The 16,168-nt window shown below is 60.7% G+C and carries 16 protein-coding genes; 6 read left to right on the top strand and 10 right to left on the bottom strand.

The annotated features are described in order from the left end of the window. Positions 1 to 54 precede the first annotated feature (54 nt). The 4 genes from ACKLNA_RS18670 (at position 55) to rlmF (ending at position 5,030) form a co-directional block, all read left to right on the top strand. The gene (locus tag ACKLNA_RS18670) at positions 55 to 483 is read left to right on the top strand and encodes a DNA polymerase III subunit chi (RefSeq protein WP_119429046.1); all 429 of its coding nucleotides are present in this window, start codon (positions 55 to 57) and stop codon (positions 481 to 483) included. 8 nt (positions 484 to 491) lie between these two features. Beyond that, complete coding sequence (locus ACKLNA_RS18665) at positions 492 to 887, top strand: DNA polymerase III subunit chi (protein WP_408986701.1); 396 nt, start codon at positions 492 to 494, stop codon at positions 885 to 887. 140 nt (positions 888 to 1,027) lie between these two features. Continuing rightward, positions 1,028 to 3,874, top strand: a complete 2,847-nt coding sequence (locus tag ACKLNA_RS18660; protein ID WP_134825574.1) for a valine--tRNA ligase — start codon at positions 1,028 to 1,030, stop codon at positions 3,872 to 3,874. A 133-nt stretch (positions 3,875 to 4,007) separates the two neighbouring features. Then, entirely contained in the window at positions 4,008 to 5,030 is a 1,023-nt protein-coding gene (rlmF, locus tag ACKLNA_RS18655; RefSeq protein WP_305836769.1) for a 23S rRNA (adenine(1618)-N(6))-methyltransferase RlmF, read from the top strand. A 121-nt stretch (positions 5,031 to 5,151) separates the two neighbouring features. On the opposite strand, the gene ACKLNA_RS18650 is transcribed toward rlmF, so the two are convergent. Continuing rightward, positions 5,152 to 5,433, bottom strand: a complete 282-nt coding sequence (locus ACKLNA_RS18650; RefSeq protein WP_003221909.1) for an HU family DNA-binding protein — start codon at positions 5,431 to 5,433, stop codon at positions 5,152 to 5,154. Between the two features lie 396 nt (positions 5,434 to 5,829). On the opposite strand from ACKLNA_RS18650, the gene yejK reads away from it, so the two are divergent. After that, complete coding sequence (gene yejK / locus ACKLNA_RS18645; protein WP_007957356.1) at positions 5,830 to 6,834, top strand: nucleoid-associated protein YejK; 1,005 nt, start codon at positions 5,830 to 5,832, stop codon at positions 6,832 to 6,834. Further along, complete coding sequence (locus ACKLNA_RS18640; protein ID WP_085729721.1) at positions 6,834 to 7,184, top strand: glutaredoxin family protein; 351 nt, start codon at positions 6,834 to 6,836, stop codon at positions 7,182 to 7,184. The genes yejK and ACKLNA_RS18640 overlap by 1 nt, the downstream gene beginning before the upstream one ends. A 30-nt stretch (positions 7,185 to 7,214) precedes the next feature. On the opposite strand, the gene ACKLNA_RS18635 is transcribed toward ACKLNA_RS18640, so the two are convergent. The 9 genes from ACKLNA_RS18635 to ACKLNA_RS18595 form a co-directional block, all read right to left on the bottom strand. Further along, positions 7,215 to 8,150 carry a glutathione S-transferase family protein gene (locus tag ACKLNA_RS18635; RefSeq protein ID WP_408986700.1) on the bottom strand — a complete coding sequence of 312 codons (936 nt, stop codon included), beginning with the start codon at positions 8,148 to 8,150 and terminating at the stop codon, positions 7,215 to 7,217. Between the two features lie 739 nt (positions 8,151 to 8,889). Next, the gene (locus ACKLNA_RS18630; RefSeq protein ID WP_248738238.1) at positions 8,890 to 9,192 is read right to left on the bottom strand and encodes a GIY-YIG nuclease family protein; all 303 of its coding nucleotides are present in this window, start codon (positions 9,190 to 9,192) and stop codon (positions 8,890 to 8,892) included. Positions 9,193 to 9,231: 39 nt separating this feature from the next. Continuing rightward, the gene (locus ACKLNA_RS18625; RefSeq protein ID WP_408986699.1) at positions 9,232 to 9,705 is read right to left on the bottom strand and encodes a nuclear transport factor 2 family protein; all 474 of its coding nucleotides are present in this window, start codon (positions 9,703 to 9,705) and stop codon (positions 9,232 to 9,234) included. 101 nt (positions 9,706 to 9,806) lie between these two features. After that, entirely contained in the window at positions 9,807 to 11,111 is a 1,305-nt protein-coding gene (locus ACKLNA_RS18620; protein WP_408986698.1) for a CynX/NimT family MFS transporter, read from the bottom strand. Next, positions 11,101 to 11,760 (bottom strand): FadR/GntR family transcriptional regulator, encoded by a 660-nt coding sequence (locus tag ACKLNA_RS18615; RefSeq protein ID WP_408986697.1) that lies wholly within the window; start codon positions 11,758 to 11,760, stop codon positions 11,101 to 11,103. The genes ACKLNA_RS18620 and ACKLNA_RS18615 overlap by 11 nt, the downstream gene beginning before the upstream one ends. A 138-nt stretch (positions 11,761 to 11,898) precedes the next feature. Then, positions 11,899 to 12,663 (bottom strand): amino acid ABC transporter ATP-binding protein, encoded by a 765-nt coding sequence (locus tag ACKLNA_RS18610; RefSeq protein WP_408986696.1) that lies wholly within the window; start codon positions 12,661 to 12,663, stop codon positions 11,899 to 11,901. A gap of 11 nt (positions 12,664 to 12,674) precedes the next feature. Beyond that, positions 12,675 to 13,772: an amino acid ABC transporter permease gene (locus ACKLNA_RS18605; protein WP_085729716.1), complete on the bottom strand. Its 1,098-nt coding sequence runs from the start codon at positions 13,770 to 13,772 to the stop codon at positions 12,675 to 12,677. 10 nt (positions 13,773 to 13,782) lie between these two features. Beyond that, the gene (locus tag ACKLNA_RS18600; protein WP_408986695.1) at positions 13,783 to 14,964 is read right to left on the bottom strand and encodes an amino acid ABC transporter permease; all 1,182 of its coding nucleotides are present in this window, start codon (positions 14,962 to 14,964) and stop codon (positions 13,783 to 13,785) included. A 65-nt stretch (positions 14,965 to 15,029) separates the two neighbouring features. Next, a complete protein-coding gene (locus ACKLNA_RS18595; RefSeq protein WP_085711685.1) occupies positions 15,030 to 16,061 on the bottom strand; it encodes an amino acid ABC transporter substrate-binding protein in 1,032 nt (343 codons plus the stop codon). Between the last annotated feature and the right edge of the window lie 107 nt (positions 16,062 to 16,168).

Genomic DNA, 16,168 nt, shown 5'->3' with positions numbered 1-16,168 from the left:
TGACGGCGAGCGCCGCCCTTTTCAGGGGGCGGCGCTTGCTGCTCAGGAACCGCAATGACCAAAGTCGACTTCTACATCCTGCCCAGTGCCGACCCTTCGGCACGTCTGGATTTTGCCTGCAAGCTCACCGAAAAAGCCTGGCGCATGGGCCACCGCATCTACCTGCATTGCAGCGATGCCGCCCAGCGTGACGATCTCGATGCGCGACTGTGGGCGTTCAAGGGCGAAACCTTCGTGCCCCACGGCCCGGCCGAGAGCGAACCGGAAGGTTTGATCGTGCTTGGACTGGGGGATGACTGTGGCCAGCATCAGGATTTGCTCGTCAACCTCGACCTGAAAGTCCCGGCCTTCGCCAGCAAGTTCGCCCGGGTGGCGGAAGTGGTGGTGGAAGATCCGGTGATCCGTGCAGCTGCGCGGGAGAGTTTCCGTTTCTACCGGGAACAGGGCTATCCTCTGCAAGACCACCGTTTACAGCGACTCTGAGTACGCCGATGGACACTCCAAAACCGCTGCAAAAACCCGCGCACCTGCTGGATGACCTCGAGTCGATCCGCCAGTTGCTCGGCGATGACAACCTGCAACCGCCGCTGCTGACCGAAACGGTCGATGATGGCGAACAGGAACAGATTCCGATGCTGTTCGACTCGGTCGCCACCGAGCCACCCGCCGTCGAACCGCCGCCAGCTCCCGTCGCGAAACCCGCCATCGCGCCCGCCGCGCCTGTGGATAAAGGCCCCGACGCGCTGCTGCACCTGGACAGCGAACTGCGCGCCGCCGCGCAATTGATCATGCAAGACGTGATCGACGACTTCGCCCCGCACATTGAAACCGAGATCAAACGCCGCCTCGAGGCGCGGATGGAACGGCTTCTCGCCCAGTACGAATAATTCCCCGATCTCCTGTGGGAGCTGGCAAGCCAGCTCCCACATTTAGTTCTCCACCCAGCCTCCCCCGCTCGCCCTGCGCCCCATGCCCCGCTATACTTCCCGGCTTTTCCTGAATAAATGCCAATAGGGTCCCGCCGCGCATGGATAAGACCTACCAGCCGCACGCCATTGAAACTTCCTGGTACAACACCTGGGAGTCCGAGAACTACTTCGCCCCGCAAGGCGCGGGCGACTCCTACACCATCATGATCCCGCCGCCGAACGTCACCGGCAGCCTGCACATGGGTCACGGCTTCAACAACGCGATCATGGACGCCCTGATCCGTTTCCGCCGCATGCAGGGTCGCAACACCCTGTGGCAGCCGGGCACCGACCACGCCGGTATCGCCACGCAGATGCTGGTGGAGCGTCAACTCGAAGCCCAGGGCCAGAATCGCCACGATCTGGGCCGCGAAAAATTCCTCGAGAAAGTCTGGGAATGGAAGGATCAGTCCGGCGGCAACATCAGCCGTCAGATCCGCCGCCTCGGCTCGTCCGTGGACTGGAGCCGCGAGCGCTTCACCATGGACGACGGCCTCTCGGAAGCCGTTAAAGAAGCGTTCGTGCGCCTGCACGAAGACGGCCTGATCTATCGCGGCAAGCGCCTGGTCAACTGGGACACCAAGCTGCACACGGCGATTTCCGACCTCGAAGTGGAAAACCACGACGAGAAAGGTTTCCTGTGGAACCTGAAGTACCCGCTGGCCGACGGCGCGAAAACCGCTGAAGGTAACGACTTCCTGATCGTCGCGACCACCCGTCCGGAAACCATGCTCGGCGACTCCGCCGTCGCGGTGAACCCGAACGACGAGCGCTACAAAGCCCTGATCGGCAAGTTTGTCGAGCTGCCGCTGGTCGGCCGCCGCATCCCGATCATCGCCGACGATTATTGCGACCCTGAATTCGGCACCGGCTGCGTGAAAATCACCCCGGCCCACGATTTCAACGACTACGAAGTCGGCAAGCGCCACAACCTGCCGCTGCTGAACATCTTCGACAAGAACGCCAACGTGCTGCCTGCGGCTCAGGTGTTCAACCTCGACGGCACGCTGAACGACAGCATCGACGGCAAGATTCCGGCCGAGTACGCCGGTCTCGAGCGTTTCGAAGCGCGCAAGCAGATCGTGGCCGCGTTCGACGCCGCCGGCCTGCTGGTCAGCGTCGACGATCACAACCTGAAAGTGCCGAAAGGCGACCGCTCCGGCACCGTCATCGAGCCGTGGCTGACCGACCAGTGGTACGTGTCCACCAAGCCGCTGGCCGAGCCTGCGATTGCTGCCGTTGAAGACGGTCGCATCCAGTTCGTGCCGAAGCAGTACGAAAACATGTACTTCTCGTGGATGCGCGACATCCAGGACTGGTGCATCAGCCGTCAGCTTTGGTGGGGCCACCGGATTCCGGCCTGGTACGACGAGTCGGGCAAGGTTTACGTCGGTCGCGACGAAGCCGAAGTGCGCGCCAAGCACAACCTCGGCCCGGACGTTGCGCTGCAACAGGACAACGACGTTCTCGACACCTGGTTCAGCTCGGGCCTGTGGACCTTCTCCACCCTGGGCTGGCCGGAAAAGACCGAATTCCTGAAGAAATTCCACTCCACCGACGTGCTGGTGACGGGCTTCGACATCATTTTCTTCTGGGTTGCCCGGATGATCATGCTGACGATGCACCTGATCAAGAACGAGGACGGCACGCCGCAGGTTCCGTTCAAGACCGTTTACGTGCACGGTCTGGTGCGTGATGGCCAGGGCCAGAAGATGTCCAAGTCCAAGGGCAACGTCCTGGACCCGCTGGACATCATCGACGGTATCGAGCTCGAAACCCTGGTGCAAAAACGCACTTCCGGTCTGATGCAGCCGAAACTGGCGAAGAAGATCGAGAAGCAGACCCGCGAAGAGTTCGCCGACGGCATCGCCAGCTACGGCACCGACGCCCTGCGCTTCACCTTCTGCTCGCTGGCGTCCACCGGTCGCGACATCAAGTTCGACATGGGCCGCGTCGAAGGCTATCGCAACTTCTGCAACAAGATCTGGAATGCTGCGCGTTATGTTCTGGACAAGGGCGAAGACTGTGGCCAGAACGGCGAAGCCTACGAGCTGTCGCTGGCGGACCGCTGGATCATCTCGCAACTGCAGCGCACCGAAGCCGAAGTGACCCGTCAACTGGATCAGTTCCGTTTCGACCTGGCGGCACAAGCGTTGTACGAGTTCATCTGGAACCAGTACTGCGACTGGTACCTGGAACTGTCCAAGCCTGTGCTGTGGGACGAAAACGCGCCGGTCGAGCGTCAGCGCGGCACCCGTCGCACGCTGGTTCGCGTACTGGAAGTGGCACTGCGCCTGGCGCATCCGTTCATGCCGTTCATCACTGAAGAAATCTGGCAGCGCATCGCGCCGCTGGCCGGTATTCAGGGCAAGACGATCATGCTGCAAGCCTGGCCGGTGGCCAACGAAGAGCGCATCGATCCGGCGGCCGAAGACGACATCGAATGGCTCAAGGGCCTGATGCTCGGCACGCGCAACATCCGTGGCGAAATGAACATCGGCCCGGGCAAACCGCTGCCGATCTACCTGAAAAACGTCACCGCTGAAGACCAGCGCCGCCTGACCGAGAACGAAGCGCTGCTGAAGAAGCTGGCGCGTCTGGAATCGATCACCGTACTGGCGGCCGGCGAAGAAGCACCGCTGTCCGCCACCGCGCTGGTTGGCGAGATGGAAGTGCTGGTGCCGATGGCCGGCCTGATCGACAAGAACGCCGAACTGGCGCGTCTGGACAAGGAAATCCTGCGTCTGCAGGGCGAAGTCCAGCGGGTTGGCGGCAAGCTGTCCAACGCCGGTTTCGTTGACAAGGCTCCGGCCGAAGTCATCGAGAAGGAACGCGCCAAACTGGCCGAAGCCGAACAGGCTCTGGGCAAGCTGGCCGAGCAGCACGCGCGGATTGCCAGCCTGTAACGGCAGATCGCACTGAAAAAGGGAGGCCCGCAACGGCCTCCCTTTTTTTGTGCCCGGCACTTTTCCGGCCAACAACACGGCTCCCTGTGGGACAATAGCCGCCACTTTCAGCCCTACCCGAATGACCACGCCCATGAACGCCCCACGTACACCGAAACCTGCGCGCAAGAAGCCTGACTCCGCCACCCCGGCCAAGCCCGTGGAGCCGCGCAAAGAGGCCAGCCTGCATCCGCGCAATCGCCATCAGGGTCGTTACGACTTTCCGGCGCTGATCAAGACCACGCCGGAACTGGCGAAGTTCGTGATCACCAACCCGTACGGCAAGGAAAGCATCGACTTCGCCAGTCCCGATGCGGTGCGTGTGTTCAACCGGGCGTTGCTCAAGTCGTTCTACGGCATCCAGCATTGGGATATCCCGGCCGATTACCTCTGCCCGCCGGTGCCGGGCCGGGCCGACTACATACACTTCCTGGCTGACCTGCTGGCCAGCAACAACGACGGCGTGGTTCCGCGCGGTGCCATCGTCAATGTGCTGGATATCGGCATGGGCGCCAACTGCGTGTACCCGTTGATTGGTAACAGCGAATACCGCTGGCACTTCCTGGGCTCGGAAATCGACCCGACGGCCGTGGCCGCCGCCAGGGCCATCGTCCAGTCCAACGATCTGAGCAAAGTCATCAAGCTGCGCCAGCAAGAGAACCGCAAGCACATCCTGATCGGCCTGCTGGAGCCCGGTGAGCGTTTTGACCTGACCATGTGCAACCCGCCGTTCCACGCGTCGATGGAAGAGGCCACCAAGGGCAGCGAGCGTAAGTGGCGAGCCCTGGGCAAGGCCGATCCGAAACGCAAATTGCCGGTGCTGAACTTCGGCGGTCAGTCGGCCGAGCTGTGGTGTGAGGGCGGCGAAGCGCGTTTCGTGACGCAACTGATCGCCGAAAGCGCGACCCTTGCGCACAAGGTGTTGTGGTTCAGCACCCTGGTCTCGAAGGCCTCGAACCTGCCCGCCATCGAGACAGCGCTGAAAAAGGCCGGCGCGCTGGAAAGCCAGGTAGTGGAAATGTCCCAGGGACAGAAGCAGAGCCGCTTCGTCGCCTGGACCTTCCAGACCAAGTCCGAGCAGCAGATCTGGCGTCGTGAGCGCTGGGTTCGCAAGTAATACGTTTCAACCGGGGCGGCGCTTGATCGCAAGCAGCCGCCAGTACTGCCGAACACAATCGGCAGGCACAAAAAAACCGTGCCCGGATCACTCCGGCGCACGGTTTTTTTATCGCTGCGTCTTACTTGTTCACAGCGTCGGTCAGGCCTTTGGCCACAACCAGCTTGATCACTTTCTTGGCAGGGATTTCGATGGCAGCGCCAGTCGACGGGTTACGGCCAGTGCGGGCAGGACGCTCGGTCACTTTCAGCTTGCCGATACCTGGCAAGGTGATTTCGCCGCCGTTTTCCAGCTGATCAGCAACGATTTGGCCCAGTTGGTCCAGAGCGTTACGCGCGGTGGTTTTCGGCGCGTCGATAGCTTCAGCGATGTCGGCGATCAGTTGGTCTTTAGTAAGAGCCATGTAGTGTTCCTTCCCTATCAAATTCATATGGATTGCAGAGTGCAGTGTCAGCCATCGAGCCCGATCTTCTGGATCTGGCACCCTCGGCGATAACCACGACGAGTCGGGGTTATAGATGCCGAAATCAGGGTTTGGTTCGACCTGACAAATGCTGAATGCACGCTTAACGCAGTGACTACGCGTAAGACCGGGCAAAACTAGCACAGAGACAAGGAAATATCCGCCTCTAGCTAGCCAAATGGTCAGGTTTATTGCGCTAAATCGGTAAATAAATGCATAAGCGCCGCCCCATGACCCCGAATTGCCCTTCAGCCCGCGCCAAAACCAGTGGTTGCGGTACACTGAGCGCTTTTTCGGGGGAGCCCGCCCTCCTCCCTTTCACTTGCCGAGAAGCCCATGCCGATCCGTCATTGCATCGTCCACCTGATCGACAAAAAACCCGATGGCACGCCCGCAGTCCTGCACGCCCGTGACTCTGAACTGGCCGAGTCCGCAGCCATCGAGAACATGCTCGCCGACCTCAACGAGAGCTATAACGCCAAACAGGGTAAAGCCTGGGGCTTGTTCCATCCGGAGTCCGGTGCGTTCCCGTTCAGCGGCTGGCTGAAGGAATACATGGAAGGCGGCAAGGACTTCACCGCGTTCAGCAAAGTCGCGGTCGAGCACCTGCAAAAGCTGATGGAAGAATCGAACCTGTCCGTCGGCGGCCACGTGCTGTTCGCCCACTACCAGCAAGGCATGACCGATTACCTGGCCATCGCCCTGCTGCACCATAGCGAAGGCGTGGCAGTGACCGATCAACTGGACGTGACCCCGTCGCGCCACCTGGACCTCGGCCAATTGCACCTGGCGGCACGGATCAACGTCTCCGAGTGGCAGAACAACAAGCAGTCCAAGCAGTACATCTCGTTCATCAAGGGCAAGAACGGCAAGAAAGTCTCGGAATACTTCCGTGACTTCATCGGCTGCCAGGAAGGCGTCGACGGCCCGGGCGAGACCCGCACGCTGCTCAAGGCCTTCAGCGACTTCGTCGAGAGCGAAGACCTGCCGGAAGATTCCGCCCGCGAGAAGACCAAGACTCTGGTCGACTACGCCAGCAGCCAGGCCAAACTCGGCGAGCCAATGGGCCTGGAAGAACTGTCTGAGCTGATCGACGAAGAACGTCCGAAAGCGTTCTACGATCACATCCGCAACAAGGATTACGGCTTGTCGCCGGAGATTCCGGCAGACAAGCGCACGCTCAACCAGTTCCGCCGCTTCACCGGCCGCGCTGAAGGTTTGTCGATCAGCTTTGAAGCGCACCTGCTGGGCTCTAAGATCGAATACGACGAAGAGGCCGGCACACTGGTCATCAAAGGCCTGCCGACCTCGCTCACCGATCAGCTGAAGCGCCGCAACTGATGCTCGGCAATGTGCTGAAGAAGGTTGCGCTGGTTCTGCTGGTGGTCGTGGTCTATCAGAACTGGGGCAAGATCGAGCGGGTGTTCAACCCGTCGCAGATGGCGTCCGAGCAGGTCCGCGCCAACGCCAAGGTCGTGTTGTACACCACGGACTGGTGCGGCTACTGCAAGCAGACCAAGCGTTTTCTCGATCAGAAAGGCATTCCGTTCAAGGAATTCGACATCGAGAAGGACGCCGAGGCGCGCAAGGCCTACGAAGCGCTGGGCGGGCGCGGGATCCCGCTGATCGACGTCAATGGCACGCTGATTCGCGGATTTGATCCAGACGACATTCTCGCCGCACTGAAATGAACGAGGGAGCCAATCGGCTCCCTCTTTTTTTCAGCGCTTCTCGATCCGGAAACCGAACCGCGGGAAGTGCACATGCACCACGCCACCGCGTTCGTCTTCACGGCGCAGGATCAGCTCTTCACGACCGGCAAATACCAGCTCTCCGGCAACCGGATCAACGCCGTAGTCAGTGGCCGCGATCACGACTTGCTGGCCCGCATCGAATCCGTTCGGATCGACAAACTGCTCATCAGGCAATGCCGAAGGCGTCGAATCGCGCGCAATCTCCAGCGCCTCTTCGGAACTCATCGCACTGGCCGCACCGTGACCGAAACCCAGTACCCGCCCGAGCCACGCCGCCACCGCCGGATAGTCATCCACCAACGGTGCCGTCACATGCGTAGCCTTGAGGAACCACAGCGGATGCGCCATGGCGAAGTCGGCAATCGACGCTTCACCGAACAGGAAGTCACCGTCCTCACGCTGCAGCTGCTGCTCCAGACGCGCCATGATGGTTGGCCAATTGTGCTTGGCCTGCTCAGCCGAAATTTTGGTCGCGCTGCCACCACTGAACAGTCCGGCACGATCGGCGAGGAAGGCCTTGATCGCTTCCGGCGGCAACTTGCCGAAACGCACCGCCACTGATTCCGGCTGAAACACCAGGCTCACTGCGTGCTGGAACACCACAGAATCAGCCCAGGCGGCGAAACTGGCGGCGATCATTTCCTGACCTTCCGGGAAGAACGAAGGCTGGGCCTTTTCCTGCTCGAGACGACGGGCGATCAGCGCGGTGTCGCAATAAATGTCGGCACCGATCTGCAGCACCGGGGTCTTGCGGTAACCACCGGTCAGGGCGGTCAGATCCGGCTTCGGCATCACCGGCGAAATGTGCACCGAACGCCAGGACAAGCCCTTGAACCCCAACAGCAGCCGGGCCTTTTCGGCAAAGGGAGAGGTCGGGTAATGATGGAGGATCAACTCGGACATGCTCGGCTCCGCCGCACAGGAAGTGAACCCGCAGCTTAACGCGCAATTCGTTCGCAGCCTACGGATCCGGCTGATGGGAACTGATCAGTCAGGTTGATAAAGCACTCGAGAGTTCTCGAAAAAAACCGTCTCAGCCCAAACCGAGACGGTTTTCCCACTGCAATGGCCTTACATCAGGTCATCGAAGTGATCTCGCAGGAACTCGTAAAAGCGAAACGCTTTGAACGACCTCCATACAAGGCTCAGAGTACGCAGCAAAAGCTTCATACGTTTTGGCCTCCGGTTGGGGGCCAAACCTCCAGCGTGCTTACCGGACCACGTACGCCTTCGGAATACACGCCAATGCACCCAATGAGGCGGCCGGTTGTGATCCCCCTGAAAAATCATTCCGGCACGGGAGCAACCCCATGTCAGAGGGCATGAAACCGTTACGTCGATCAGCCCGACCTCAAAAGCTGCATTGGCATGCGAGCGGACGAATAGTAATCGGATTGCTATACCGTCATTTAAACAAATGAGCTCAAAATCGCATTCTCTGGAATGGGTGTTTCAAGGCTTGCCTGGTGACGTAAAGACGAATACTCTTGGTCTGCGCCAGTGTATCCAGTGAGATGCTAAACCCCGGCCGCAAACCGAGGTTTACCGAAAAAACCGCCTACCAGGGCGGTTTTTTCTTGCCTGTCGTTTATGCAACGTGCCGCCTCTACGGAAGGGATATCTACAAGGCTTGAAGCCTTATTCAGTCCGGCCGATAAGACGCTACCAGACATTCCTTCGCACTCTTCCTGAGCTTCTTGATCAACCGCTCCTGGCGCAACGCATCACTCTTGTCGCGGCACAGCTCGGTATAGACCAGCGCCATCGCCGGACTTGAAAGAAAGAACCGCGCGCCCTTGCCACTCTGGTGCTTGGCAAAGCGGCGCACGGGATCATCGCTGATCCCGCAGTACAGCGAACCGTTGGCGGCGCGAACGAGGTAGACGAACCAGGACTTGCTCACTGGAACGTCGGCTTCGGGAGGATTTTCGCTGAGGCTGGTCACGGGGCAATTCAGGCGCAAGGGAAACAGGTGGCGATCTTATCAGCGACTCGCCTGAAATGCCTTCAGCCCTTTCAGCGCCTGCGCGCGGACGGCGTTGCGCACCAGCGGCGTCCAGCCCAACAGCAGCCCTTTGAAACCGAGCGCCTGACGCGACCAGCGCCACAGATCGAAGTGGTCGTGGTGTTCGCAGATCTTGCCGTCGCGGAAGACGAAGCGTGCCTGGATGTCGTTGATCACGACGTTGCCGGTCTGGTTGAACAGGTAGGTCGCTACCCAGTGGGCGCCGCCGCTGCGCTCGTCGGCGCGGACGTTGTCGAAGGTCAGGGAGAAGTCCTTGGCCCGGGTGGTGAGCATGCGCCACATGTCGCCGGCATCTCGGCCGCGCAGCTCGCCGAAGGCCGGATCGCTGAACACTACGTCGTCGGTGTAGCAGGCGGCCATGGCCTCGGCGTCGAGGCGCTGGAAAGCCTGGTAGAAACGGGTGATCAGGGCGCTGTGGGCTTCTTCGCTCATGGGCAATCTCCAGGAAATGTACAGATTGCCAGCACGATAATCCGCAAACGCCCGAAACACTATCGGCATTCGCATTCCGAATACCGACAGTGTCGTGCGCGTCAGACCTTTTCGCTTTCCACCTGCACGTAAAGCGCTCGCCCGGCACCGAGGCCGGCGAGGATCGCACCGGCACCGACGATGCCGAAGATCCAGCCCACGGCGTTCCAGCCGCCGGTCCAGTCGTGCACCACGCCGACCGCGAACGGCCCCATGGACGCGAGGGTGTAGCCGAAGCCCTGGGACATGCTCGACAGGTTCGCCGCAACGTGGGAGTCCCGCGAGCGCAACACGATCAGGGTCAGCGCGAGGCTGAACGTACCGCCCTGCCCCAGCCCCAGCAGGATCGCCCAGCCCCACAGGCCTTCGATCGGCGCATAGAGGCAACCGAACAGGCCGCCGAGGGTCAGCGCCATTACCACCACGATCGCCAGCCGCTGATCCTTGCCGCGTGTGGCCAGCCACGGCGCCGCCAGCGAACTGGCGAGCTGGATGATCACCGAACCGGACAGCACCAGACCGGCCTGGGTCGGTGTCAGCCCGCGCCCGATCAGGATCGACGGCAACCAGCCGAACACGATGTAGGCCAGCGACGATTGCAGGCCCATGTACAAGGTCACCTGCCAGGCCAGCGGATCACGCAGCAAGCCGCGCACTCGGTACGCGACGTTGTGCGCGCCGTGCTTCTGGCCGATTTGTGGCAACCAGAACAGCGCCGCGACCAGCGCCGGAATCACCCAGAAGCCCAGGCCCATGGCCCAGCTGTGGTCGAAGTGTTCGCTCAACGGCACGGTCGAACCCGCCGCCATTGCCGCCCCCAGGCACAGGGCCATGGTGTAGACACCGGTCATGGTGCCGGCATGCCTGGCGAAGTCACGCTTGACGATGCCCGGCAGCAAGACGCCGATGATGCCGATACTGGCGCCGCCCAGAACGCTGCCGGCGAATAGACCGATTTCGCCAAAGTTGCTGCGCAGGATGATGCCGCCGGCCAATGTCAGAAGAATCCCCAGCACCACCCGCTCGGCACCGAAGCGTCGCGCCAGCACCGGAGCCAACGGAGCGAACAGACCGAGACACAGCACCGGCAACGTCGTCAGCAACCCCGCCTGCGCGGCAGACAAGCCGAGGCTTTTCGAGACTTCACTGAGCAGCGGCGCCATGCTCGACAGCGCCGGGCGCAGGTTCAACGCCACCAGAATCAGCCCCAGCAGCAACAGCCACGGGCGTCGCACCAGCGGATGACTTTGCTGCACCTGCTCATCGTCAGCCTCGGCATCAATCAGCAGCTCCTCCAGTTCGGCGGTGCGCTTGGGGACGTTGGAAGCTTCAGGGCGGGACATGGTTTTCTCGGTTTCAGGGTTCATTGATCAGTTGCCTCGACAGGGCTTTTGCCCGTTCCGGGTCACGCTGTTCGACGGCTTCGAACAGGGCGATGTGCAAATCGAAGACTTCCTGTCGACGAGGGACGATGTTCAGGGTCTGGCGCAATTGCGCGCCGACGATGCTGGAGAAATAGCGATACAGCTCGCTGAGGGTCGGGTTGTGCGCGGCATCTACCAGACGGCGGTGAAACACCAGGTCACAGGCGATGTAGCTGTCGAGGTCACCGTGATAGTGGCTGCCGGCAACGCCAAGCGCCTCGCGCAGGCCCGCCAGATCCTCCTCGGTGCGGCGTAGCGCCGCCAGGCCGATGGCCTCGACCTCAAGGATGTGTCGGGTTTCCCGGGCCTGGTCCAGCGAGCACTTGGACAGCGCCTTGAGCGTGTCCATCGGATCGACCACTGCCCGCAGATAGCTGCCGTCACCCTGGCGGATTTCGATCAGCCCGGAGAACGCCAATACCCGCATCGCCTCGCGCACGGTATTGCGGCTGATGCCGAGTTCGGCGCACAGCTCGGGCTCGGTCGGCAAACGCTGACCGACCTGCCAGGTGCCGTCGGTGATGCGCTGACGCAATTGATCGAGGGCCTGATCGACCAGGGATCGCTTAATCAACAAAGAGTTTTCAGACATGGAATTCGCCCTGTCATCCAATCATGGGATGAATTTGCTGACAGGGTAGTCAGATTCTTCAAACAGGGCAATCGGTAAAATCCGGGCAAAAATAAACCCGGAACTGAGTCCGGGTTTATTTTCAATGCCTGAAAACGATCAATGCAGAATCTGACTCAGGAACAACTTGGTCCGATCATTCTGCGGATTGTCGAAGAAGTCGTTCGGTGCCGCCTGCTCGACGATCTCGCCCTTGTCCATGAAGATCACGCGGTTGGCCACGGTGCGGGCGAAGCCCATTTCGTGGGTTACGCAGAGCATGGTCATTCCGTCCTCGGCCAAGCCGATCATGGTGTCGAGAACCTCTTTCACCATCTCCGGGTCGAGTGCCGAGGTCGGTTCGTCGAACAGCATGATTTTCGGCTTCATGCACAGCGCACGGGCGATCGCCACACGCTGCTGCTGACCGCCGGACAGTTGCCCCGGAAACTTGTGCGCCTGCTCCGGAATGCGTACGCGCTCCAGATAGTGCATGGCGATTTCCTCCGCCTTGCGCTTGGGCATCTTGCGCACCCACATCGGCGCCAACGTGCAGTTCTGCAGAATGGTCAGGTGCGGGAACAGGTTGAAGTGCTGGAACACCATGCCGACTTCACGACGGATCGCTTCGATCTGCTTGAGGTCGTTGGTCAGCTCCACGCCGTCGACCACGATGCGGCCCTGCTGGTGTTCTTCCAGACGGTTCAGGCAGCGGATGGTGGTGGACTTGCCGGAACCCGACGGGCCGCACAGCACGATACGCTCGCCCTGCCTGACGTTGAGGTTGATGTCTTTCAGCACGTGGAACTGGCCGTACCACTTGTTCACGCCCTGCATCTGAATGATGCCTTCAGAACCCACTGGCTTTTTGATTGCTTCGCTCATCGAAAAAACTCCTAACGCTTGTGGCCAGTGTCGAGCTTGCGTTCCAGATGCATGGAATAGCGCGACATGCCAAAACAGAAAATCCAGAACACCAGGGCGGCGAACACGTAGCCTTCGGTGGCCATGCCCAGCCATTTCGGATCGGCAGCGGCTTGCTTGACGCTGTTGAGCAGGTCAAAGAGGCCGATGATGATCACCAGGCTGGTGTCCTTGAACAGCGCGATGAAGGTGTTGACGATGCCGGGAATTACCAGCTTCAGGGCTTGCGGCAGAATAACCAGGCCCATGGCGCGCCAGTAACCGAGGCCCATCGCGGCCGCGGCTTCGTACTGGCCTTTGGGGATCGCTTGCAGACCGCCACGCACCACTTCGGCAACGTAGGCCGACTGGAACAGGATCACGCCGATCAGCGCCCGCAGCAGCTTGTCGAAGTTCATGCCTTCAGGCAGGAACAGCGGCAGCATCACCGACGACATGAACAGCACGGTGATCAGCGGCACGCCGCGCCAGAACTCGATGAACGTCACGCAGACCACACGAATGGCCGGCATGTTCGAACGGCGTCCCAGGGCCAGCATGATCCCCAGCGGCAACGCGCCGGCGATACCGACGGTGGCGATCACCAGAGTCAGCATCAGGCCGCCCCACTGGCTGGTGGCAACGGCGCTCAGGCCGAACACGCCGCCATGCAGCAGGCACCAGGCAACAATCGGATAGATCACCAGGAAGCTCAGCCCGTATACCGCTTTGCGCGGCACGCGCTTGATGAACAGCGGCGCCACGCCGATCACCGCCAGCCACACGGTCAGGTCTACGCGCCAGCGCAGGTCCGCCGGGTAGTAGCCGTACATGAACTGGCCGAAACGCTGCTCGATGAACACCCAGCAGGCGCCCGCCTTGGTGCAGTCGGCGCGGGTGGTGCCGACCCAGTTGGCATCAAAGATCGCCCAGCTGAGCAACGGCGGAATCACCAGGTAGATCAGGTAGAACGCAAACAGGGTCAGCAGGGTGTTGAGCCAGCTGGAGAACATGTTCGCGCGGATCCACGCCATCGGGCCGAAAACCTTGGCCGGCGGTGGCATGTCGGGTTTGAAAGTATGAGTACTCATGCGCTATTCCTTACCGCTCGATCAGCGCAATGCGCTTGTTGTACCAGTTCATCAGCAGGGAAATGCTGATACTGATCGCCAGGTACACGCTCATGGTGATGGCAATGACTTCGATCGCCTGGCCTGTCTGGTTCAGCACGGTGCCGGCGAACAGCGAAACCATTTCCGGGTAACCGATACCGGCCGCCAGCGAGGAGTTCTTCGCCAGGTTCAGGTATTGGCTGGTCAGCGGCGGAATGATCACGCGCAGCGCTTGCGGAATGATCACCTTGCGCAGGGTCGGGCCGTTGCGCAGGCCGAGGGAGCGGGCCGCTTCGGTCTGGCCGTGGCTGACCGACTTGATCCCCGAACGCACGATCTCGGCGATGAACGCCGCGGTGTACACGGTCAGGGCCAGGGTCAGGGCCAGCAGTTCCGGGATCAATACCCAGCCGCCGACGAAGTTGAAGCCTTGCAGCTTCGGCATTTCCCAATGCAGCGGAGCGCCGAAGATCAGCGCACACAGCGTCGGGATCACCAGGAACATCGCCAGGCCGACCCAGAACTTGTGAAACGGCTCGCCGGTTTCCTCGAAACGTTTGTTGGCCCAGCGGCTCATCAGCACGATGGCAATGATCGCCACCACGATGCTGACCACGAACGCCCAGAAGCCGTCAGCCATCTGCGCGGCCGGCATGTTCAGGCCACGGCTGCTGACGAAGAAGGTGTCGCCGAAGTTGTGACTGTTGCGCGGCCCCGGCATGGTCAGGAACACCGCGAAATACCAGAACAGGATTTGCAGCAGCGGCGGAATGTTGCGGAAGACTTCCACATACACGGTCGCCAGTTTGCTGATGATCCAGTTCGGCGACAGCCGCGCCACACCGATGATGAACCCCAGCAAAGTCGCCAGGATCACGCCGATGAAGGTCACCAGCAAGGTGTTGAGCAGGCCGATCACGAACACGCGGGCATAGCTGTCCGCTTCGGTGTAGGAGATCAGGTGTTGAGCGATGCCGAACCCGGCACTGCGCTCCAGAAAGCTGAACCCGGACGTGATGCCCCGGTGCTGCAGGTTGGTCTGGGTGTTGTCGAACAGATACCAGCCCATGGCGACCACCGCCACGACGGTGATGATCTGGAATAGCCACGCACGCACACGCGGATCGCTGAGGCTGAACCTCTGCTTTGGTGCGCCGATTGAATTTTGCATGAAGTGCCCCGCAAGAAATGGAACAGAACATCACCCGGCGGTTGGCCCGCCGGGTGATAGAACCATTAGCGCACTGGTGGTGCGTACTGAATGCCGCCGTTGTTCCACAGCGCGTTCAGGCCACGGTCGATTTCCAGCGGAGTGCTCTTGCCGAGGTTTTTCTCGAAGATTTCGCCGTAGTTACCTACCTGGGAAACGATTTTCACCACCCAGTCCTTCGGCAGTTTCAGATCCTTGCCGTACTCGCCGTCGCCACCCAGCAGACGGGCAACGTCCGGGTTCTTGGTGGACTTGGCTTCTTCGAGTACGTTTTTCGAAGTGATGCCGGCTTCTTCAGCGTTGAGCAGCGCGTAGCCGACCCAGCGCACGATGGCCAGCCACTCGTCGTCGCCGTTACGCACGACCGGGCCCAGAGGTTCCTTGGAAATGGTTTCCGGCAGAACCACGTAATCCTTCGGCGAAGCCAGCTTGCTGCGCTGGGCGAACAGTTGAGACTTGTCGGAGGTCAGCACGTCGCAACGACCGGATTCCAGCGACTTGGCGCTTTCATCGGAGGTGTCGAAAGTGATCGGGGTGTACTTCAGGCCATTGGCGCGGAAGTAGTCGGAGACGTTCAGCTCGGTGGTGGTACCGGCTTGAATGCAGATAGTCGCGCCGTCGAGTTCCTTGGCACTTTTCACGCCCAGCTTGTTGTTGGCCAGGAAGCCCACGCCGTCGTAGTAAGTGATGAAGCCAGGGAATTTCAGGCCCATGCCCGCGTCACGGGAGCTGGTCATGGTGGTGTTGCGCGACAGGATGTCGATCTCGCCGGACTGCAGCGCGGTGAAGCGCTCCTTGGCGTTCAACTGACTGAACTTGACCTTGGTCGCATCGCCGAACACGGCAGCGGCCACGGCACGGCAGACGTCGGCGTCGATGCCGAGGATCTTGCCGGTCGAATCCGGTACGGAGAAGCCTGGCAGACCGTCGCTCACGCCACACTGCACGAAACCTTTCTTCTGTACCGCATCCAGGGTTGCACCCGCCTGAGCGAACCCGCTGACACCCAGTACTGCAGCAGCAGTCACGATCGCCAGCGTGGATTTCAACATCTTCATTCAAACCTCCAGTTTTGCTCTTGTTGTGTCGGAGCTTGAGTCCAGTCGCACCCTTTTGAGGCGTTGTTGACCCGTGTTGGCTTTTTATAGGGTCAACCGACGCAGGA

Origin of the sequence: Pseudomonas sp. UV AK001, from assembly GCF_046097675.1 — a bacterium.
In the GTDB taxonomy this organism is placed as follows: Bacteria; Pseudomonadota; Gammaproteobacteria; order Pseudomonadales; family Pseudomonadaceae; genus Aquipseudomonas; species Aquipseudomonas kribbensis.
Note: the sequence above shows the minus strand (reverse complement) of the source record. Positions and strands in the feature narration are given on the sequence as shown.

What these genes read in the sequence shown, in the direction of transcription:
- ACKLNA_RS18625 (WP_408986699.1), bottom strand. Translation starts at nt 9,705, where the DNA reads ATGAGCGAAGAAGCCCACAGCGCCCTGATCACCCGTTTCTACCAGGCT.
- ACKLNA_RS18670 (WP_119429046.1), top strand. Translation starts at nt 55, where the DNA reads ATGACCAAAGTCGACTTCTACATCCTGCCCAGTGCCGACCCTTCGGCA.
- yejK (WP_007957356.1), top strand. Translation starts at nt 5,830, where the DNA reads ATGCCGATCCGTCATTGCATCGTCCACCTGATCGACAAAAAACCCGAT.
- ACKLNA_RS18640 (WP_085729721.1), top strand. Translation starts at nt 6,834, where the DNA reads ATGCTCGGCAATGTGCTGAAGAAGGTTGCGCTGGTTCTGCTGGTGGTC.
- ACKLNA_RS18650 (WP_003221909.1), bottom strand. Translation starts at nt 5,433, where the DNA reads ATGGCTCTTACTAAAGACCAACTGATCGCCGACATCGCTGAAGCTATC.
- ACKLNA_RS18600 (WP_408986695.1), bottom strand. Translation starts at nt 14,964, where the DNA reads ATGCAAAATTCAATCGGCGCACCAAAGCAGAGGTTCAGCCTCAGCGAT.
- ACKLNA_RS18595 (WP_085711685.1), bottom strand. Translation starts at nt 16,061, where the DNA reads ATGAAGATGTTGAAATCCACGCTGGCGATCGTGACTGCTGCTGCAGTA.
- ACKLNA_RS18615 (WP_408986697.1), bottom strand. Translation starts at nt 11,760, where the DNA reads ATGTCTGAAAACTCTTTGTTGATTAAGCGATCCCTGGTCGATCAGGCC.
- ACKLNA_RS18665 (WP_408986701.1), top strand. Translation starts at nt 492, where the DNA reads ATGGACACTCCAAAACCGCTGCAAAAACCCGCGCACCTGCTGGATGAC.
- ACKLNA_RS18635 (WP_408986700.1), bottom strand. Translation starts at nt 8,150, where the DNA reads ATGTCCGAGTTGATCCTCCATCATTACCCGACCTCTCCCTTTGCCGAA.
- ACKLNA_RS18605 (WP_085729716.1), bottom strand. Translation starts at nt 13,772, where the DNA reads ATGAGTACTCATACTTTCAAACCCGACATGCCACCGCCGGCCAAGGTT.
- ACKLNA_RS18610 (WP_408986696.1), bottom strand. Translation starts at nt 12,663, where the DNA reads ATGAGCGAAGCAATCAAAAAGCCAGTGGGTTCTGAAGGCATCATTCAG.
- ACKLNA_RS18620 (WP_408986698.1), bottom strand. Translation starts at nt 11,111, where the DNA reads ATGAACCCTGAAACCGAGAAAACCATGTCCCGCCCTGAAGCTTCCAAC.
- rlmF (WP_305836769.1), top strand. Translation starts at nt 4,008, where the DNA reads ATGAACGCCCCACGTACACCGAAACCTGCGCGCAAGAAGCCTGACTCC.
- ACKLNA_RS18660 (WP_134825574.1), top strand. Translation starts at nt 1,028, where the DNA reads ATGGATAAGACCTACCAGCCGCACGCCATTGAAACTTCCTGGTACAAC.